Source organism: Glutamicibacter sp. M10 (assembly GCF_025452055.1).
Classification (GTDB): Bacteria; Actinomycetota; Actinomycetes; order Actinomycetales; family Micrococcaceae; genus Glutamicibacter.
This window is the reverse complement of record NZ_CP104918.1, coordinates 2,086,374-2,105,806: the sequence shown is the minus strand read 5'-3', so window position 1 is coordinate 2,105,806 and position 19,433 is coordinate 2,086,374. Positions and strand designations below refer to the sequence as shown.

The window sequence follows — 19,433 nt, the reverse complement described above, 5'->3', positions numbered from 1 at the left end:
AAGTCTCAATATCTGGACAAGGCCTCCTGGAGCTCGGTTCGCGCGCCGACTGGGACCGCCGCAAAATGTTAGTTTTTTGAAACTTTCAGGGTCTTTGACTTCATTGAGTCTACTCATGATCCATTCAACAGATAATAAGTCCTGTATTAAGCAAATGCACAAGCACCTATCCTTGTTCAATTCATTTGCGGTGATACCCGGCCGAATGTTTCGTTCAGCTCTGCCCCACCTCGCTTCGTGCCCCTGTGACAAACGAAACATCGCTCCAATCCAAAGGGATCCGGGCATTTGTTTTTATCTGTGGTGAATCAAGCGTTACGTTGCGGAAATAAAGTTGCGCGTCATCTTGCTATAACCAACACGCGAAGCTTTATTTTCGCGATAGAGTTGAGCGAGATTGCGCCGTCGCAACCTAGATCTTCCTGAGCTAAGAAATGTCAGGAACTTGTGGGAGGCGACGGCGTATTGCGTGTCAGCGGGAGATAGCTCCCGTCCGAGCCTGAATGGAAGGAACGCCGCTGTGGCGACTGAATCCTTAGTAGAAGAGTTTTCACTAACTGAGTTGGATCGTAAGGCCATCGACACCACCCGTGTCCTGGCAGCCGACGCTGTTGAAAAAGTTGGCAATGGCCATCCCGGTACCGCAATGAGCTTGGCACCGGCCGCCTACCTGATTTTCCAGAAGCACTTGCGCCACGACCCTAAGGATCCTAACTGGATCGGCCGCGACCGCTTCGTGCTCTCCCTGGTCACACTTCTTTGACCTTGTACCTGCAGCTTTTCCTCTCCGGCTATGGCCTAGAGATGGAAGACATCGAAGCACTGCGCACCTGGGGCGCAAAGACCCCGGGTCACCCAGAAGTTGGCCACACCGCCGGCGTCGAGATCACCACCGGCCCATTGGGTCAGGGACTGGCCTCCGCTGTTGGTTTCGCCTACTCGCAGCGCCGCATGCGTGGCCTGCTGGACCCAGCTGCTGAAGCTGGAACCAGCCCGTTTGACCACACCGTGTACGTCATCGCTTCCGATGGTGACCTGCAGGAGGGTGTTACCTCCGAGGCTTCATCGCTGGCTGGTCATCAGGAACTTGGCAACCTCGTCGTAATTTACGATGACAACAAGATTTCCATCGAGAACGACACCGACATCGCCTTCACCGAAGACGTACTGGGTCGCTACGACGCTTACGGCTGGCACACCCAGCGCGTTGACTGGACCGTCACCGGCAAATACGTCGAAGACCTCAAGGCACTGGATGAGGCCATCCGCGCTGCCAAGGCTGAGACTTCCCGTCCATCGATCATTGCCCTGCGCACAGTGATCGGCTGGCCAGCACCAACCAAGCAGAACACCGGCGGCATCCACGGTTCCAAGCTGGGAACCGACGAAGTTGCAGGCCTGAAGGAAGTTCTGGGCTTCGACCCAGCAAAGAACTTCCACATCGACCAGGAAGTACTGGATCACGCACGCGAAGTTGTCACCCGTGGCGCCGACCTGCACGAGTCCTGGAACGAAACCTTCAACTCGTGGAAGAGCGCTAACCCAGAAGAGGCTGCTCTGCTTGAGCGCCTGCAGGCTGGCAAGCTTCCAGAAGGCTGGACCGAAAAGCTTCCAGTCTTCGAGCCAGGTTCCACCATGGCCACCCGTTCGGCTTCGGGCAAGGTCATCAACGCGATCGCTGATGAGTTGCCAGAACTGTGGGGCGGCTCCGCTGACCTCGCCGGTTCCAACAACACCACCATCGATACCGCGAAGTCCTTCGCTCCCGAGCGTCGCTCCACCGCTTCGTGGGATGCAAGCCCATACGGTCGTGTACTGCACTTCGGTATCCGCGAGCACGCAGCTGCCTCGATCGTGAACGGTATTGTGCTTTCGAGCCCAACCCGCGCGTTCTCTGGCACCTTCCTGATCTTCTCGGATTACCAGCGCCCAGCGATCCGCTTGGCTGCCCTGATGGGTGTGCCTTCGATCTTCGTATGGACCCACGACTCCATCGGTCTGGGCGAAGACGGCCCAACCCACCAGCCAGTGGAGCAGCTTGCTTCGCTACGCGTGATCCCTAACTTCGACGTCGTTCGCCCAGCGGACGCCAACGAAGTTGCTTACGCATGGCGTGGCATGTTGGAGCTGACCGATACCCCTTCGGGCATCGTGCTCTCCCGTCAGAACCTGCCAATCTACGACCGTGCAGCCACCGGCTTCCGCGGCGCAGAGGGCACCTTGAAGGGTGGCTACATCCTGGCTGAAGCCGTTCGTGACGGCGCAGAGGTCACCCCAGATGTCATCTTGCTGGCTACCGGTTCCGAGGTGGAACTGGCAGTTGAGGCTCGTGAAGAGCTGGCCGCCAAGAACATCGCAGCTCGCGTAGTTTCGCTGCCTTCCTTCGAATGGTTCGCCAAGCAGGATGCGGCTTACCGCGAAGAGGTGCTCCCGGCAGCAATCACCGCCCGCGTATCGGTTGAAGCCGGTGTAGCACAGGGCTGGCGCGAGCTGGTCGGCGCTAACGGCGAGATCATCTCCCTGGACCACTTCGGCGCCTCCGCCGATTACAAGAAGCTGTACTCAGAGTTCGGTATCACCACCGCGGCCGTAGTTGCCGCAGCCGAAACCTCCGTTCAGAACGCCGCAAAGTAAGGATTCGAAGTACATTATGAGCAACCCAAATACCCAGGCCCTCTCCGACGCCGGCGTTTCCATCTGGCTTGATGACCTTTCCCGTGAACGACTGACCAGCGGCTCGTTGGCCAAGCTGATCGAAGAGAAGAACGTTGTTGGCGTAACCACCAACCCAGCAATCTTCGCCGCTTCACTGTCCAAGGCTGAAGTGTACGGCGAAGCTATCGCCGAACAGCGTGAAAAGTCCGTAGAGGACGCCATCACCGAGATCACCAGCGACGACGTTGCTGCAGCCTGCGATCTGTTCAAGGGTGTTTACGAGTCCTCCAAGGGCTTCGACGGTCGTGTGTCCATCGAGGTTGACCCTCGCTTGGCTCACGAAACCGCACCAACCATCGCTCAGGCCAAGGCACTGTACGAGCGCGTAAACCGCGAAAACGTACTGATCAAGATCCCAGCAACCCTTGAGGGCTTGGAAGCAATCACCGAGACCATTGCCGAAGGCATCTCCGTGAACGTCACTTTGATCTTCTCGCTTGAGCGCTACCGCGAAGTGATCAACGCGTACCTGATCGGTCTGGAGAAGGCGCACGCCAAGGGCTTGGACCTGTCCAAGATCCACTCGGTCGCTTCCTTCTTCGTCTCCCGCGTTGACAGCGAAATCGACAATCGTCTTGCCGCTATTGGCACCGATGCTGCTACCGCTCTGCGCGGCCAGGCCGGCGTTGCTAACGCTCGCCTTGCCTACCAGGTCTTCGAAGAGACCTTTGCTTCGGCACGCTTCGAGGTGCTGGCTGCCGCTGGCGCCAACGTTCAGCGTCCGCTGTGGGCTTCGACCGGTGTGAAGGATCCTGCCTACCCATCGACCCTGTACGTCACCGAGTTGGTCGCTGCCAACACCGTGAACACCATGCCAGAAAAGACCTTGGACGCTACCGCAGCTGAGGCTGAGGTTCGTGGCGACACCATCACCGGTAGCTACGATGCAGCCAACCACGTGTTGGACAAGCTGGCAGCTGTGGGCATCGATTACAACGAGGTTGTCAACCTGCTTGAGGTTGAAGGCGTTGAGAAGTTCGATGTTGCTTGGAACGAACTGCTCGAAGATATGTCGGTGGCTCTCAAGGGAGCTAAGTAAATGGAACTCGGACTAGTAACCACCGGAGCTGCTCTTGCCTCCGTTGATCAGCTACTTCCGAAGCTGATCGAAGAAAAGATCGCCAGCCGCATCACCGCTAAGGATTCCACCGTATGGGGTCCAGATGCTGAAGCTGAGTCTTCCATCCGTCTCGGTTGGGTGAACCCTTTTGATGCTGCGGCAAAGCTGATTCCAGAAATCTTGGCCCTGCGCGAAGAACTAGTCAAGGAAAACCTGACCCGCATCGTGCTTTGTGGCATGGGTGGATCCTCGCTGGCCCCCGAGGTCATCGCGGCCAACGATGAGATCGAACTGGTCATCTGCGATACCACCGATCCATCGATGGTCAGGGACATCGTTGGAACCGACTTGGAGCGCACCGTTGTGGTCGTTTCTTCCAAATCCGGCTCCACCGTTGAAACCGACTCGCAGCGTCGTGCCTTCACCGCAGCGTTCGCCGCCGCCGGTATTGATCCAGCTACCCGTCTGGTGCTTGTCACCGATCCGGGTTCGCCAATGGACAAGGCTGAAGGTGTGCGTGCAGTATTCAACGCCGACCCCAACGTGGGTGGACGTTACTCGGCACTGACCGCATTCGGACTGGTACCTTCTGGTCTGGCCGGCGCGGACATCGAGGCACTGGTTGAAGAAGCAGGGCTGATCAACGACATCCTGGCCGCCGACGACGAGGACAACATTGCGTTGCACCTAGGTGCCGCCATGGCTACCGCAGGTCGCGACAAGCTGCTGATCTCCTGTGTTGGCGACGCACTGCCAGGCTTTGGTGACTGGGCTGAACAGCTCATCGCTGAATCCACCGGCAAGCTGGGCAAAGGCATTTTGCCAGTGGCCGCGCACGTTGACGCTCCAGAGCTGAAAAACGTCGCAGCCGACGTACTGCCACTGTTTGTCTACGACGAACTTGCTGAAGAACTAGACGAAGACGCTACCGCTGTGCACTTCAGTGCACCACTGGGCACCGCCTTCATGATCTTCGAGTACGCCACCGCAATCGCCGGCTACCTGTTGGGTATCAACCCATTTGATCAGCCAGACGTTGAGGCCGCGAAGGTCGCAGCACGCTCCATGCTTGATGCTCCAGCACAGAGTGCTCCAGATGCTACCGATGGTTCCGTACAGCTGTACGGCAGCACCGCCAGCACCCTGGCTGAGGCACTGGATCAGCTCACCGCACAGCTGCCAGAAGACGGTTACTTCGCCATCCAGGCGTACCTGAACCGCACTTCGGATGTTGCGTTGGAAGAACTGCGCGATGTGTTCGCACAAAAGACCGGTCGCCCGGTCACCTTCGGCTGGGGTCCACGCTTCTTGCACTCCACCGGCCAGTACCACAAGGGTGGCCCGGCACAGGGTGTCTTCCTGCAGATCACCGCGGACCACAATGATGACCTGGAGATCCCAGATCGTCCATACTCCTTCGGTTCTTTGATCACTGCCCAGGCCATTGGCGACGGTGCAGTACTCTCGGATGCCGAACACAACCGCCCTGTGCTGCGCGTAAACCTCACGGATCGCGCAGCCGGCATCGCCGCCCTACTAGAGGCTGCGAAGTAAGGCACTAATGAACAACCCACTACGCGACGCTCGCGACCGGCGGCTTAACCGCATCGCCGGTCCGGGCGCGCTGGTGTTCTTCGGAATCACCGGCGACCTTGCCCGCAAAAAGCTGATGCCAGCGGTCTATGACCTGGCCAACCGCGGACTTTTGCCCCCAAACTTTGCCATCGTCGGCTTCGGCCGTCGCGACTGGAGCGCTGAAGAATTCACCGCTCAGGCTCGCGAATGGATCCTGGCCAGCTCACGAACCCCGTTTAATGAGACGGTCTTCGCCCAGTTGGCCTCCGGAATGCGCTTTATTTCCGGTGCCTTTGACGACGATGACGCGTACCAGAAGCTCGCCGCAACCTTGGACGAGCTCGCTGAGACGCGTTCCACCGGACGCAACCACGCCTTCTACCTCTCGATCCCACCAAGCTGGTTCGAAATTGTTTGCCAGAAGCTCTCCGAGCACCACCTGGCCAACGACTCGAACCCAGGCTGGGAACGAGTAGTCATCGAGAAGCCGTTTGGCCACAACCTGCAAAGCGCCCGCGAACTGAACGAAATCGTGGAGTCCGTTTTCCCAGCAGATCAAGTCTTCCGCATCGACCACTACCTGGGCAAAGAGACCGTACAGAACCTGTTGGCTCTGCGCTTTGGTAACCAGATGTTCGAGCCACTGTGGAACAACAAGTACGTGGATCACGTGCAGATCACCATGGCCGAGGACATCGGCATTGGTGGACGTGCCAGCTACTACGACGGAGTGGGCGCTGCCCGCGACGTCATCCAGAACCACCTGCTTCAGCTGCTCGCGCTGACCGCCATGGAGGAGCCAATCTCCTTCAACGCCGATCACCTGCGCAGCGAGAAGGAGAAGGTGCTCACCGCAGTTGAACTGCCTGAGGATCTGGGAGCAGCCAGCGCACGCGGTCAGTACACCTCCGGTTGGCAGGGTGCTGAAGAAGTTGTTGGGTTCCTCGATGAGGAAGGCTTCAACCCGAAGTCCAAAACCGAAACCTACGCTGCGGTTCGCTTGAACATCAAGACCCGCCGCTGGGACGGAGTACCGTTCTACCTGCGTGCAGGCAAGCGCTTGGGCCGTCGCGTCACCGAGATCGCGGTCGTGTTCAAGAAGGCTCCTAACCTGCTCTTTGGTGATCACGATACCGACGAGTTCGGTCAGAACGCCTTTGTGATCCGTGTGCAGCCTGATGAAGGTGCAACCATCCGTTTGGCCTCCAAGGTGCCTGGCACCCAGATGGAGATTCGCGATGTCACCATGGACTTCGGCTACGGCAACGCGTTCACCGAGTCATCCCCAGAAGCTTACGAGCGACTGATATTGGATGTGCTCTTGGGTGAGCCACCGCTGTTCCCACGTCACGAAGAGGTCGAGCAGTCCTGGCGGATCCTGGATCCGTTTGAGGAATACTGGGCTTCGCAGCCAACCCAGCCTGATCCATACGCACCGGGTTCTTGGGGACCAGCCAGCAGCGATGAGCTGATGGCCAAAGATGGAAGGACATGGCGCCGCCCATGATGATTGATCTTCCCGACACCACCACCTCGAAGGTGGCCAAGAAGCTGATTTCCTCACGTCGAACCCACGGCGTTGTTGCGCTTTCTCGTGTGCTGACCCTTGTGGTCATCACCCGTGAAGGTTTCGCCGAGAACGCAATCGAGGCAGCCAACCTGGCAAGTCGCGAGCACCCTTGCCGCATCATCGTGGTGGTGCGCGGCAATACCAGTGCCAAGAACCGTCTTGACGTGCAGATCCGTGTTGGCGGCGACGCCGGCGCATCCGAGGTCATCGTCATGCGCACCTTCGGTCCAGATGTTGTGGCTGACGAAGCACTGATCTCGGCCCTGTTGTTGCCAGATGCACCGATCGTGGCTTGGTGGCCACATGGTGTGCCAAAGGATCCATACGCTACGGCTCTGGGCAAGCTTGCGCACCGTCGAATTACCGACTCTGCGGAAGAAGCCGATCCGGTGGCTTCGCTCTACAGTCGTACCGACAGCTACCATGCTGGCGATACCGACCTGGCGTGGACCCGTTTGACCTACTGGCGCGGACAGCTGGCCAGCATCATTGATCTGGTTGGCACCGAAGATCTGACCAGCATCACGGTTAAGGGCTCGGAGAACTCTCCGTCCACCGCTTTGCTGGCCGCCTGGTTGACCATGACCTTGGATGTTCCGGTCACCATTGCTGCAGATAATACGACCGGTGGACTCTCCAGCGTACGTTTGTCCCGCGAGGCAGGAGATGTGGAACTCTCCCGTCCCTCCGGCGCAGTGGCTCACCTGTACCAGCCTGGATCTGCCCCACAGCGCATCTCCCTTCCACGTCGCTCAGTCGCTGACTGCTTGGCTGAAGAAATGCGCCGCCTGGACGCCGATGAGGTCTTCGGCGACGTCATCACCAAGGGTTTGAAGATGACTGAGCTCAGGAGCGTTGTTCCCAGTGATCGCTAGGCAAATCACCATCCATGATGATGTTTCTGCTACGGCGCAGGCCATCGCCGCACGCTTGATCACTTCGATCACCGATGCGGTGACGGCCCGCGGGGTCGCTCACATTGTTGTCACCGGTGGTACCTTGGGCATCGCCGCGTTGGCTGCAGTGGCACAGAACCCAGCAAAGGCTTCGGTCAACTGGTCTCAGGTGCACTTCTGGTGGGGAGATGAGCGTTTTGTTGCCGCTGATTCACCGGATCGCAACGTTTTGCAGGCGGAGGAACTCTTCGCAGCTCTAGATCAGCTGGGCTTGGATCGTGCCACGGTGCACGCTATGGGATCAACTGATGAGTTTGAGACTGCTGAAGAAGCAGCCGTGGCCTACACGGCGTTGCTCGCCGCCGAAGCCAGTGAAGGCGCAGCCTCCCCGGTCTTTGACGTATTGATGCTGGGTATGGGTCCCGACTCTCATGTTGCTTCCTTGTTCCCGAATCACACGCGTTCTGAGGAGTTGGGTGCCATTGCGGTGCACAACTCCCCCAAGCCGCCACCACATCGAGTGAGCCTGACCATGGGGACCATCAACACCGCCCGTGAAGTGTGGTTGATTGTTGCCGGTGCGGACAAGGCTCCGGCCTTGGCTGCAGCCTCCCATGAAATCAATGAAGTGGCAGTTCCGGCCAGCGCTGTGCATGGCACAGAAGCAACCCGCTGGATTGTGGATCGCGCCGCCTCAACCCTGCTCTAAATAGCACCGCAAGGTCGGCCCCTTGAACCTCTTGGTTCGCGGGGCCGGCCTTTGCGCTAACCACCAAACTCCTTGAAGGAAATACATGCCGCAACTGTTATCCTCACAAAAAGTCACCGTCATTGGCGCCGGCGTCATTGGGCTGTCCACCGCTCACGAACTGGCCTCCCATGGCTACCAAGTGACTGTGGTCAGCGATCAAGACACCTTGCAGACTGTCTCTTCGGTATCGGCGGCCATTTGGTTCCCTTACCACTCAGAGAACTCTCCGGCAGCCGACCTGCTACTCTCGCGCACATTGTCCCGCTTCCAAGCCTTGTCGCTGATTCCAGAGACCGGCGTTGATCTACGTTTTGGTATGGACATTGAACGCCGGGCCGATGCTGACCGTTCCTGGACAAATTTTGTAGCCGACTCGGCTCCAGCTGAGCCGGAAATATTGCCCGAAGGCGCTTTGGCTGCCATGGCAGGTACAGTTCCGGTGATCACCATGCCGACATATCTTTCTTGGCTGCGTGGCCAATGCACAAATCTTTCGGTACGGTTCATCGAGCGAACAGTTAAGTCGCTCTCTGAATTCACCGATGAAGCTGATGTGGTCGTTCTAGCAGCAGGTTTACGTGGCGGCGAGTTATTGGGTGATGACGACAGCGTTTACCCCATTCGCGGCCAAGTAGTGCGACTAGCCAATACCGTTGGACTCACCGAGTGGATCAGCGACGATGACCATCCAGACGGTGTTATCTACGTTATTCCACGCCGCGATGACATTATCGTCGGCGGTATCGATGTAGACCATGATTCTAATCCTGAAGTAGATCCACAGACATCCATCGATATTCTCAAACGAGCGACCACGTTAGTCTCTGCCCTCGCAGACTGCGAGGTATTGGAGCACAAGGTTGGCTTACGACCTGCCCGTGAAACAATCCGGCTCGAACGCCTGGATGTTCAAGGGGTTTCGGTGATTGCTGCCTACGGACATGGTGGCGGTGGCGTGACCATGTCATGGGGCACCGCGCAGCGCGTACATGAGTTGATGGGCTCCTAAGCGACGCAAGCGACCATCGAGTTGCAAGTGTAAAAATCGACGCAAATGGGAGTTTCAATGGCACCGTGTTGGCGTCCTCAAACCAACAGTTCACAGTGCCTCAGATCACTTTGGCTTGGGTCAGCCGAGGCTAAGTATTTCATCCGTGCTTCTGGTCGAGCGTCGATGCGCGACCTCGCTTCTTCCATTGCGATGGATATGCACTCTACCCTTGCTTGGCGCATCGACCCGCTGGGTCGCAGCGCCTCGGCTAGACCCGAACGCCTTGTGGCCATAATGTTCGCCTCCGCGATGCTCTTCGGCTGACTCCTCCTCTCAAAACCATGGGCCACTACATCGGGGCAGTTCACATCACTGATGGATGGGAATTTCACCGCAACCTCCGCGGTGTGCGTTGCAGGTTTAACAGTCGTGGATACGGCTACTGCCTACACCTTATTCGGCAAGATCGTGATCCTGATATTGATTCAGGTTGGCGGACTTGGATTAATGCTGGTCGACTCGGTGCTCAGCATGTTGGTGATGGGTCGAATAGGTTATCTCACCCGGCTCTCAACACAGCGAGAAAGTAGCGCGGTCAGCTGGTCAGATGTGCGCACCGCAGCAATCATGATTATCAAGTTGTCCCTGACAATTGAACTGGCGGTTGCTGTGCTACTCGCAGGGCGTTTTCCATGCCGTTTCTGCGTTTAATAAAGCCGGTTTCGCCCTGCACACCAATAACTTGATGGATTTTGTCGCTGACCCCTAGCTCTGCCTTCCCATCAGTGTGGCCATAATCCTCGGTGGCCTCGGCTTCCCAGTTTTAGTACAGCTCAAGCACCACTGGAGAAACGCGCTGAAGTGGGCCATGAATACCAGTTTAGTCGTGTTGATGACGGTGCTGTTATTGGTCGTTGGTACGGTATTCATCACCGTCATGGAGTGGAACAACCCAGAAACTCTTGGCCAACTCAATCCAGAATCACGGATTTTGGCCGGCTTCTTTCAGTCCGTTCAAACACGTACCGCAGGCTTCAATTCAATAGATATTGGTGCCATGCATTCCGCTACATGGCATGGCATGGATGTGTTGTTTGTTGGTGGCAGACCGGCCGGTACGGCTGATGCTAACAAAATCACTACTGCGGCAATCCTACTGTTCATCATCATCACCGAGCTTCGTGGCGAAACAGCCGTGAATGCCATGGGTAAGCGTCTGTCCCGCGCGGTACACCGCCAAGCAATCACCGTGGCCCTTTTGGGTGTAGCGACAGTCTTCGCAGGAACGATGGCCCTGAACTTGCTCACAGAATACTCACTTCATCGGTGCCTCCTCGAAGCAACTTCTGCATTTGGAACCGTGGGACTATCAACCGGTATCACCCCGGAACTATCGTCCCCCACAAAGATGGTGCTGGTTGTGCTCATGCATCTGGGCCGAGTGGGCGTACTCTCACTAGTCTCAGCCCTAGCCATGCGCGATCGTAAAGCTCTTTACGAACTACCTAAAGAAAGACCAGCCATCGGCTAAGCTATTGAACGTCCACAACACGAACAATCAACTGGCTAATGCCGATTCTGTAGCAGTTATTGGATTGGGTCGTTTCGGCGAATCCTTGGCCCTAGAACTGATGAAGTCGGGCACGCATGTGTTAGGCATTGATCAACCGGAGCATACCGTTCAGGCCCTAAACGGCGAACTGACTCAGGTAGTACGTGCAGATGATTCCAACCGAGAGACCCTGGAACAATTATCGATTCATGAATTTGATCGAGTTGTTGTTGCCGTCGGCAGCCACTGGCAATCATTAATTTTGTGTTGTTCCCTGCTGGTCAGCATGGGAATCCCGCAGATCTGGGCTAAAGCGCAAGATGACCGACATGGTCTAGTCCTTGAACAAATAGGTATCCACCACATCGTGTACCCAGAGAAGGACATGGGCAAGCTTGTTGCGCACCTTGTACGCGGATCGCTGATCGATTTCCTTGAAATCGATCCCGGCTACGCAATGGTCAAAATGGACGCACCTTCAATTCTGCAGGGTACTAAGCTCAGCGATGCCGGCGTGCGCAACAAGTACCGCGTCACCATCGCTGCAACGACAAACGCAGACGGTGAATGGAAAATACCGAGGGCGATACGGTATTACACACTGGTGATCAGCTCTTGGTACTCGGTTCAGTTGCCGATAACGAAGCCTTTGGGCAACTTGCCTAACCGTTGCTCCCGTAAGAACCTTGCCTAACCGTTGCTCCCGTAAGAACCCAGCTGCGGCCGAGGCGTTATTGGTGCCGTCGCCCAATTTTCATAGCTCCCAAAACTCAATGGGCGCCTTCAACTCATCATGGAAGGCGCCCATTGGCGGCTTTTGACCTTAGGTTTTAGCTAGCTTTCAGCACTCAGTTTCGGTACGAAGGCCACACCTGTAAGCACGGCAGGCTGACGTGACCATGAATACTGGTGATACGTAGACCCCTAGAATCCGCTCGGTACTACTTGTTCTTCCTCCGCAGCGAGCCAAACATGATTAGCCAAAGGACAAAACCCGAGAGACCAGCCAACCAATTTCGCGAAAACGCACCTATGGATTCGGGAAGGTTTACCAAAGCAAGCGACAGTATCAGAAGAAGAGCCAACACGATTAGAGAATGAGGCCTAGTCACGAATTCCACGGACCAATCAGTAATCCGGCAATGAAAAAGAATCCTCCAGTCGCGACTGCACAGTCGAAAGGTCTCTTGCCACACCATTCGTTGAGACTCTTATAGGTACGTGTATCTACTACTCTGTTCATTTTTCCGTCGTTACGGCGTAGTACCAGATACGCTCCTTTGCACGGATTCGTGCCTGATTTGAAGTTCACCCAGATATTTCTGGAATATACTTTTCCCGTCGCGGAACATGTTCTCTGCCAACCTGCAACCGCAGCGCATGCTGGGTTCGCGACAACTGGCCCCGAATCAACGGCAGCGGTCGAACTTTCCGCTAAGTCAACCGCAGTAGTTTCAGGAGTGAACGAACAAGGCGTCGTCGCAGCAGGTAACCCAACACTCTTAACAGATTCGACCGCTTGCACTGGTACCGCTACTAACGAGAACAAAACCGCATACGTCGCGATAATTGCCGTCAAGCGCACTGTTATTTTCTTCAAAAAATCTCCATCGACATTGCGAGTGTCGAATATTACACACCAGATGTTATCGCATCTATTAGTTTCCGACAAGGACATTTTTCAACCTAGCGAAAGAGCAATCGCCGCTAGGACTGCCGCTTGATACCTCCCTAGAGAGCCTTCGATGCCCTTTCAGAGTCAACAAACCACCACAATCTGGCGAAATTGCGGCAACGATAGATGCAACTTTCTAAATTGCGCGAGTTGCTTGGACGGATTTCGCCGCCGTGGCTGAGCCAAGCAGCCAGCAATGCAGGAGAAGGAAGAAGATTACCGACCACGAACCGGTAGGCGGACTTTTTGGACTTGGATGACCGGATACGCAAAGCTGCGCGGTTTATCTCTGGCGAGGTAGGCCAGCGCACGAGGCGCACCTCTTGTACCGCGATTGTCTTCAGCGAACTATTTGGCTGAACGTTCTCAGCGAACTTCCATTCCCCTAGTGCCAGTCCGAAAATGCTGGCGTGTATTTCGTCCGGAACGACGATGAAGAATATGACGTCCGACACGTTTTTTGACTCATTGAAGTAACCACCGCAGACAGATTGCGCGCCCTATAGTAATGTCACATTTCAGGCGCCACAATTCGAAACTCACGTTCCACTTAAGCCAACAGGAGCAGTACATGTCGCAACCAATTGATGCCCGAGATCTCCGCGATACCAATGCCGCAAATCCGGTGACGACACCCGCACAGTTCCGCCAAGAACTGTTACGTCACCTGCAGTACACAGTCGGTAAGAGTCCGCAACAAGCTTCACTCTTCGACTGGCGGATGGCCCTGTCCCACACGGTCCGTGACTACGCGGTGGATCCTTGGTTTGGTGCGACCCGCCGCACCTGGGACGAAGACCGCAAACGGGTCTACTACCTGTCGATGGAATTTCTGATCGGCCGACTGCTTGAAGACCAAGCAATCAACCTGGGACTACGCGATGTCATGGTTCAGACACTTGCGGAATTCGGTTTGAGCTTTGATGAAGTGGCCGCGGGCGAACCTGATGCGGCATTGGGCAATGGTGGGTTGGGTCGTTTGGCTGCCTGCTATCTGGAATCCATGGCCACCATGGGCTGTCCGGCGTACGGCTACGGCCTGCGCTACGAACATGGACTGTTCCGCCAGCACTTTGAAAACGGGCGGCAAATCGAAACCCCAGAAAACTGGCTGGCTACCGACAACCCGTGGGACTTCACACGCCCTGAAGCCGCCTACCCAGTGGGCTTTGGCGGCGAACTCTCCGAACACGACGGCGCCTCAATCTGGTCACCAAACTCCAAGGTGCTCGCCTCCGCCCACGACACACCAGTGGTTGGTTACGGCGGACAGTGGGCCAATACCCTGCGCCTCTGGGCGGCCATGCCAAGCGCCGACCTCTTTGACCTGAACCGCTTTAACGCCGGCGACTTTGCTGCTGCATCCGAGCCCGAGGCATTGGCGCGAAGCTTGAGCCGAGTGCTCTACCCGAACGACACCACCGAAGGCGGCAAGGAGCTACGGCTCTCCCAGGAATACTTCCTGACCTCCGCCTCCGTGCAGGACATCCTGCGCCGCCACCTCGCCACGCATCAGGATTTGCTCAAGCTCCCGGAGTTTGTTGCCATCCAGATGAACGACACCCACCCAGCGATAGCCGGCCCGGAACTGATCCGCCTGCTGGTGGACGAGCACGGCGTGAACTTCGATTCGGCAGTGAAGACTGCCACCGAAGTTTTGGGCTACACCAACCACACGTTGCTGCCCGAGGCCCTGGAGCGCTGGAGTGTGGGCTTGATGCGCAAGGTGCTTCCACGCCACTTGCAGATCATCGAAACGTTGGACACCCAGTTTGTTGAACTGCAGGGATCATCCCCGGACCCAGTGCGCCTGATCAGCCACGACCAGGTCAGCATGGGCGACCTGGCCTTCGCCACCAGCCACAAGGTGAACGGCGTTTCGGCGCTGCATACCGAACTGGTCAGCAAGGACCTGTTCCCGGTACACAACGCCCTGCACCCCGGGCGCATCGTGAACATCACCAACGGCATCACTCCGCGTCGCTGGCTTAAGCTAGCCAACCCATCATTGGCTGCGTTGATTACCGATACTATTGGCGCCGGTTGGGAAACCGACTTGGAACGACTTCGTGATCTGGAGCCTTACGTCGAGGATCCAGCCTTCCGCGCCGCCTTCGGCCGTAGCAAGCTTCAAGCCAAGGAACATTTCACCGGCTGGCTCGCCAAGGAACATGGCATCGAATTGCCTGCCGATGCCTTGTACGACGCCCAGGTGAAGCGACTGCACGAGTACAAGCGTCAGCTGCTGAACATCTTGTGGACCATTGCGCACTGGCAGCGGATCAAGCGCGACCCGCAGGCCAATTGGGTCCCGCGTGTCAAGATCTTCGGCGGCAAGGCAGCCCCGAGCTACCACATGGCCAAATTGATCATTCAGCTGATCAACGACGTTGCCGAGGTTATTAACAACGACCCTGAGACCTCGCACCTGTTACGCGTGGTGTACCCAGCAAACTACGGCGTCTCGATGGCTGAGAAACTGATCCCGGCCGCGGATCTGTCCGAACAGATTTCCACGGCCGGCATGGAAGCCTCTGGCACCGGCAACATGAAGTTTGCGCTTAACGGTGCGCTGACCATCGGTACCCTGGACGGGGCGAACGTTGAGATCCGTGAGCACGTGGGAGAAGAAAACTTCTTCCTCTTTGGGCTCACTACCGAACAGGTCGCCGAACGCCGGGCTCAACCCGATCACTCACGCACCGCTCTGGAAGCCAGCCAAACCCTGCGCGATGTGCTTCAGGCTATTGCCGAGGGCACCTTCAGCCCCGAGGATCACCATCGTTATGACGGGCTGCTCGACTCGATGTGGAACAGTGACTGGTTCTTGGTGGCCTCAGACTTTGAGGACTACGACCGGGCGCAGGGTGAGGTGGCCACTTGCTACGCCGATCCTGAACGCTGGCAGCGCATGGCGATCCTGAACATCGCCCGTATGGGGTATTTCAGCTCTGACCGCTCAATTCGCGAATATATGACGCAAATTTGGGACGTGGAATCCGCACTTTAGGCCGCGCCTCCACGACACGATGAGTAATACTGTCGTGACCTGCGTCATCTTGAATTGAGCGTGCTCTCAGTGTGTTTGGATGAGAGCAATTGAATCGACTAGGAGTCCCAGTGACTAACGAAGGCAAGAGTCTTTCGGTGCTCGACGTGCAACAGGTTCACCTGTTGGCGCAGGGTCGGCACCCGGACCCGTTTGCGATGCTCGGTCCCACCGAAGATGGCAAGCAGGTTCGGGTGCGCATTCCCGGGGCTGAGCAACTGTGGTTGTTTAACGCCACCGACGAAGTGCAGCTGAAGGCACACCCTAGCGATCCGGCGCTGTTCACCGGGCCAGCCTTGCCGTACTACCGTTTGCGCATCCATTGGCCCTCGGGCTACGTGGAGGAACGCGAGGACGCTTACCGCTTTGGCCCGGTGTTAGGCCAATTTGATGAACATCTAATTGGGCAAGGTGAGCACCATGGCCTGTGGAAGACGCTCGGCGCGCACCTGATCACCCACGAGCAAGTGCCCGGTGTGCACTTTGCCCTTTGGGCACCCAACGCAACCCGAGTCTCCGTGGTCGGAGACTTCAACTCCTGGAACGGCACCGTCCACCCGATGCGCTTGCGTGGAGCCACCGGCGTCTGGGAACTCTTCCTACCCGGGCATAATGAGGGCACGGTCTACAAGTACGAGCTACTTGGCCAGGACGGGCAAGTGCTGCCGTTAAAGGCCGATCCGGTCGGCTTCGGCTCCGAGCATCCGCCTGCCACCGGTTCAGTGGTTCGCACCCTTGGCGCCCATGACTGGAAGGATGAACAATGGGTCGCCCGGCGCGAGTCGATCAACGCGGTTGATGCCCCGATCAGCATCTATGAGGTGCATTTAGGTTCGTGGCGTCGCGATGGCAACACCAACAAGTCACTAAGCTACTTGCAGCTGGCAACACAACTTGTGGACTATGTGGCGGACCTGGGCTTCACCCACATCGAGGTGCTGCCGGTAAGCGAACATCCCTTTGACGGGTCCTGGGGCTACCAGCCGGTCGGGTTATTCGCCCCCACCGTCCGTTACGGCACGCCGCAGGAGTTCGCGGCATTTGTTGATGCCGCCCACGCCCGCGGGCTCGGGGTCATTGCCGACTGGGTACCCGGGCACTTCCCCACCGACCAACACGGACTGGGCCGATTTGATGGCACCGCACTGTACGAACACCTCGATCCGCGTGAAGGGTTCCATCCGGACTGGAACACGCTGATCTATAACTACGGCCGCCCAGAAGTGCGCAATTTCCTGGTGGCCAACGCGCTGTACTGGCTTGATGAGTACCACCTCGACGGGTTACGCGTAGACGCGGTCGCATCGATGATCAACCGCGACTACTCGCGTAAGGACGGCGAGTGGATTGCCAATAAGGACGGCGGCAACGAAAACTATGAGGCGCTCGAATTCCTGAAGCAGACCAATGTGGCCAGCTATGGACAACATCCAGGCATCACGATGATCGCTGAAGACTCCACCTCCTACCCCGGAGTCACCCGCCCGGTGGATGCCGGCGGTCTGGGCTTTGGTTACAAGTGGAATCTGGGCTGGATGAACGATTCGCTGGAGTACTTCGGCAAGGATCCGGTCTATCGCAAACATCATCACAACCAGCTGACCTTTGGCATCACCTACGCCTTCAGCGAGAACTTCCTGCTGCCCATCAGCCATGATGAGGTGGTGCACGGCAAGGGTTCGATGTACTCGCGGATGCCCGGAAACCACGCCGACAAACTTGGCAATCTCAAGGCCTTCTACGGCTACATGTGGGGCTACCCGGGCAAAAAGCTCTTGTTCATGGGCCAAGAGTTCGGGCAGCGCAGCGAATGGAACTTCCAGGGGCAACTCGAGTGGGATGCGCTTGACGATCCCGGTCATGCTGGGGCGCTCTCCCTAGTACGCGATTTGAATAAGCTCTACCGCGAGCAACCCGCCCTGCATCGGCGCGATACAAGTGCCGAAGGGTTCCAATGGCTGCTGGTCGACGACGTTGAACACCAGGTGTTCGCATGGCTGCGCCGTGGCGAGCCAGGCGACGCGCACGTAGTTGTCGTCGTGAACCTCACCCCGGTTGATCGCACCGGTTTCCGTATCGGATTCCCGGTGGCCGGACGCTGGGTTGAGGCCCTCAATACCGATTCCGAGAGCTACCACGGGGCCAACCGCGGCCACGGCGGGGCGATCGAAACCGAAGCCGTCCCCGCGGGCGGCGAAGCACAATCCGCACTACTCACACTCCCACCTTTATCGGCAATCTATTTTGTGGAGGAACGCTCATGAATTCAGCACCTGATACTCGTCACCTGACCGGTGCACCACCGCGCCTTTCCAGCCAGGCGATGGCCTTCGTTCTTGCCGGTGGCCGTGGAAGCCGGCTCGAAGAGCTCACCGACCGCCGGGCCAAACCGGCGGTCCACTTTGGTGGCAACTCGCGGATTATCGACTTCCCGCTGTCCAACGCCCTAAATTCTGGGGTACGTAAAATGGCGGTGGCCACCCAGTACAAGGCACACTCGCTGATCCGCCACATGCAGCGTGGCTGGGGCTTTTTCCGTTCCGAACGCAACGAGTACCTGGATATCCTGCCAGCCAGCCAGCGCGTGCAGGAAAACAAGTGGTACCTGGGCACCGCGGATGCGGTCACCCAAAATATCGATATTGTTGATGACTACGACGTCGAGTACGTGATCATCTTGGCCGGTGACCACGTATACAAGATGGACTACGAGGTCATGCTGCACCAGCATGTGAATACCAAAGCCGACGTGACAGTCGGCTGCCTAACGGTGCCACGCGAGGAGGCTACCGGCTTTGGCGTGATGCATGTTAATCGCAATGGGCGCATCGTGGACTTCCTCGAAAAGCCGGCTAATCCTCCGGGCATGCCGGAGAATCCAGATATGGCACTGGCTTCCATGGGCATCTACGTGTTCAACTGGAAATTCCTGCGCGAATTGTTGCTCAACGACGCCGAAGATCCAAGCTCAAGCCACGATTTTGGCCACGATTTGATTCCCTCTGTGGTGCGCAACGGCAGTGCGTACGCCCACAAGTTCACCGATTCTTGCGTCATGGGCGGACTGGAAACCGAGCCGTACTGGCGCGACGTCGGTACTATCGATTCCTTCTGGCAGGCGAATCTGGATCTCACCAAGGTCGTCCCTTCGCTGGATCTTTACGACAACACCTGGCCCATCTGGACCTACGCCGAGTTGACCCCGCCTGCAAAATTCATCCACGACGATGAAGCGCGACGTGGGCAAGCCATCGAGTCGCTCATCTCTGGAAATTGCATCCTTTCCGGGGCCGATGTTCACCGTTCGCTGTTGTTTACCGGAAACCGAGCGCACTCCTTCTCGAAGCTGGATCAAGTGGTCTCCCTGCCAAACGTCGATGTGGGCCGCAACGCCGATCTGACCAAATGTGTGATCGACAGCCGGGTGCACATTCCTGAGGGTCTGGTCGTTGGCCAGGATCCGGTCGAGGATTCAAAATGGTTCCGTCGCACAGATTCCGGGGTTGTGCTGATCACCCAGCCGATGCTCGACCGCCGTGCTGCAGTGCTCGACGGGGCCTTGAAATTGAGCCCAGAGCAGCTGAAGGGAGAATAAGAAC

The 19,433-nt window shown here is 57.3% G+C and carries 14 protein-coding genes and 1 pseudogene; 14 read left to right on the top strand and 1 reads right to left on the bottom strand.

The window, feature by feature from the left end; translation table 11 throughout:
• The first annotated feature begins 520 nt into the window (after positions 1–520).
• The 11 genes and pseudogenes from tkt (at position 521) to N6V40_RS10230 (ending at position 12,834) form a co-directional block, all read left to right on the top strand.
• A pseudogene (tkt, locus tag N6V40_RS10280) lies at positions 521–2,634 on the top strand (transketolase).
• Between the two features lie 16 nt (positions 2,635–2,650).
• Positions 2,651–3,754 carry a transaldolase gene (gene tal / locus N6V40_RS10275; protein WP_131088412.1) on the top strand — a complete coding sequence of 368 codons (1,104 nt, stop codon included), beginning with the start codon at positions 2,651–2,653 and terminating at the stop codon, positions 3,752–3,754.
• A complete protein-coding gene (locus N6V40_RS10270) occupies positions 3,755–5,329 on the top strand; it encodes a phosphoglucose isomerase-related protein (protein ID WP_131088413.1) in 1,575 nt (524 codons plus the stop codon).
• A 7-nt stretch (positions 5,330–5,336) separates the two neighbouring features.
• Positions 5,337–6,857, top strand: a complete 1,521-nt coding sequence (gene zwf, locus N6V40_RS10265) for a glucose-6-phosphate dehydrogenase (protein ID WP_131088414.1) — start codon at positions 5,337–5,339, stop codon at positions 6,855–6,857.
• Entirely contained in the window at positions 6,854–7,795 is a 942-nt protein-coding gene (locus N6V40_RS10260) for a glucose-6-phosphate dehydrogenase assembly protein OpcA (protein ID WP_131089777.1), read from the top strand. Before zwf ends, N6V40_RS10260 begins: the two co-directional genes overlap by 4 nt.
• Complete coding sequence (pgl, locus tag N6V40_RS10255) at positions 7,785–8,525, top strand: 6-phosphogluconolactonase (protein ID WP_131088415.1); 741 nt, start codon at positions 7,785–7,787, stop codon at positions 8,523–8,525. The genes N6V40_RS10260 and pgl overlap by 11 nt, the downstream gene beginning before the upstream one ends.
• Positions 8,526–8,610: 85 nt before the next feature.
• Positions 8,611–9,576, top strand: coding sequence for an FAD-dependent oxidoreductase (locus N6V40_RS10250; RefSeq protein WP_131088416.1), 966 nt, complete (start codon positions 8,611–8,613; stop codon positions 9,574–9,576).
• A gap of 411 nt (positions 9,577–9,987) precedes the next feature.
• Positions 9,988–10,269 (top strand): hypothetical protein, encoded by a 282-nt coding sequence (locus tag N6V40_RS10245; RefSeq protein WP_262197560.1) that lies wholly within the window; start codon positions 9,988–9,990, stop codon positions 10,267–10,269.
• Between the two features lie 76 nt (positions 10,270–10,345).
• On the top strand, positions 10,346–11,089 hold the full coding sequence (locus N6V40_RS10240) for a potassium transporter TrkG (protein WP_315973672.1): 744 nt from the start codon (positions 10,346–10,348) through the stop codon (positions 11,087–11,089).
• A gap of 4 nt (positions 11,090–11,093) precedes the next feature.
• The gene (locus N6V40_RS10235) at positions 11,094–11,804 is read left to right on the top strand and encodes a potassium channel family protein (RefSeq protein ID WP_262197559.1); all 711 of its coding nucleotides are present in this window, start codon (positions 11,094–11,096) and stop codon (positions 11,802–11,804) included.
• Positions 11,805–12,402: 598 nt separating this feature from the next.
• The gene (locus N6V40_RS10230) at positions 12,403–12,834 is read left to right on the top strand and encodes a hypothetical protein (RefSeq protein ID WP_131088417.1); all 432 of its coding nucleotides are present in this window, start codon (positions 12,403–12,405) and stop codon (positions 12,832–12,834) included.
• A 7-nt stretch (positions 12,835–12,841) separates the two neighbouring features.
• Here N6V40_RS10230 and N6V40_RS10225 read toward each other — a convergent pair whose 3' ends face one another.
• On the bottom strand, positions 12,842–13,240 hold the full coding sequence (locus N6V40_RS10225) for a hypothetical protein (protein WP_262197557.1): 399 nt from the start codon (positions 13,238–13,240) through the stop codon (positions 12,842–12,844).
• Between the two features lie 116 nt (positions 13,241–13,356).
• Between N6V40_RS10225 and N6V40_RS10220 the strand changes: the two genes are divergently transcribed.
• The 3 genes from N6V40_RS10220 (at position 13,357) to glgC (ending at position 19,429) form a co-directional block, all read left to right on the top strand.
• The gene (locus N6V40_RS10220) at positions 13,357–15,795 is read left to right on the top strand and encodes a glycogen/starch/alpha-glucan phosphorylase (RefSeq protein ID WP_262197555.1); all 2,439 of its coding nucleotides are present in this window, start codon (positions 13,357–13,359) and stop codon (positions 15,793–15,795) included.
• 110 nt (positions 15,796–15,905) lie between these two features.
• On the top strand, positions 15,906–18,098 hold the full coding sequence (glgB, locus tag N6V40_RS10215; RefSeq protein ID WP_262197553.1) for a 1,4-alpha-glucan branching protein GlgB: 2,193 nt from the start codon (positions 15,906–15,908) through the stop codon (positions 18,096–18,098).
• Positions 18,095–19,429 carry a glucose-1-phosphate adenylyltransferase gene (gene glgC / locus N6V40_RS10210; protein ID WP_131088419.1) on the top strand — a complete coding sequence of 445 codons (1,335 nt, stop codon included), beginning with the start codon at positions 18,095–18,097 and terminating at the stop codon, positions 19,427–19,429. Before glgB ends, glgC begins: the two co-directional genes overlap by 4 nt.
• The last annotated feature ends 4 nt before the right edge of the window (positions 19,430–19,433 follow it).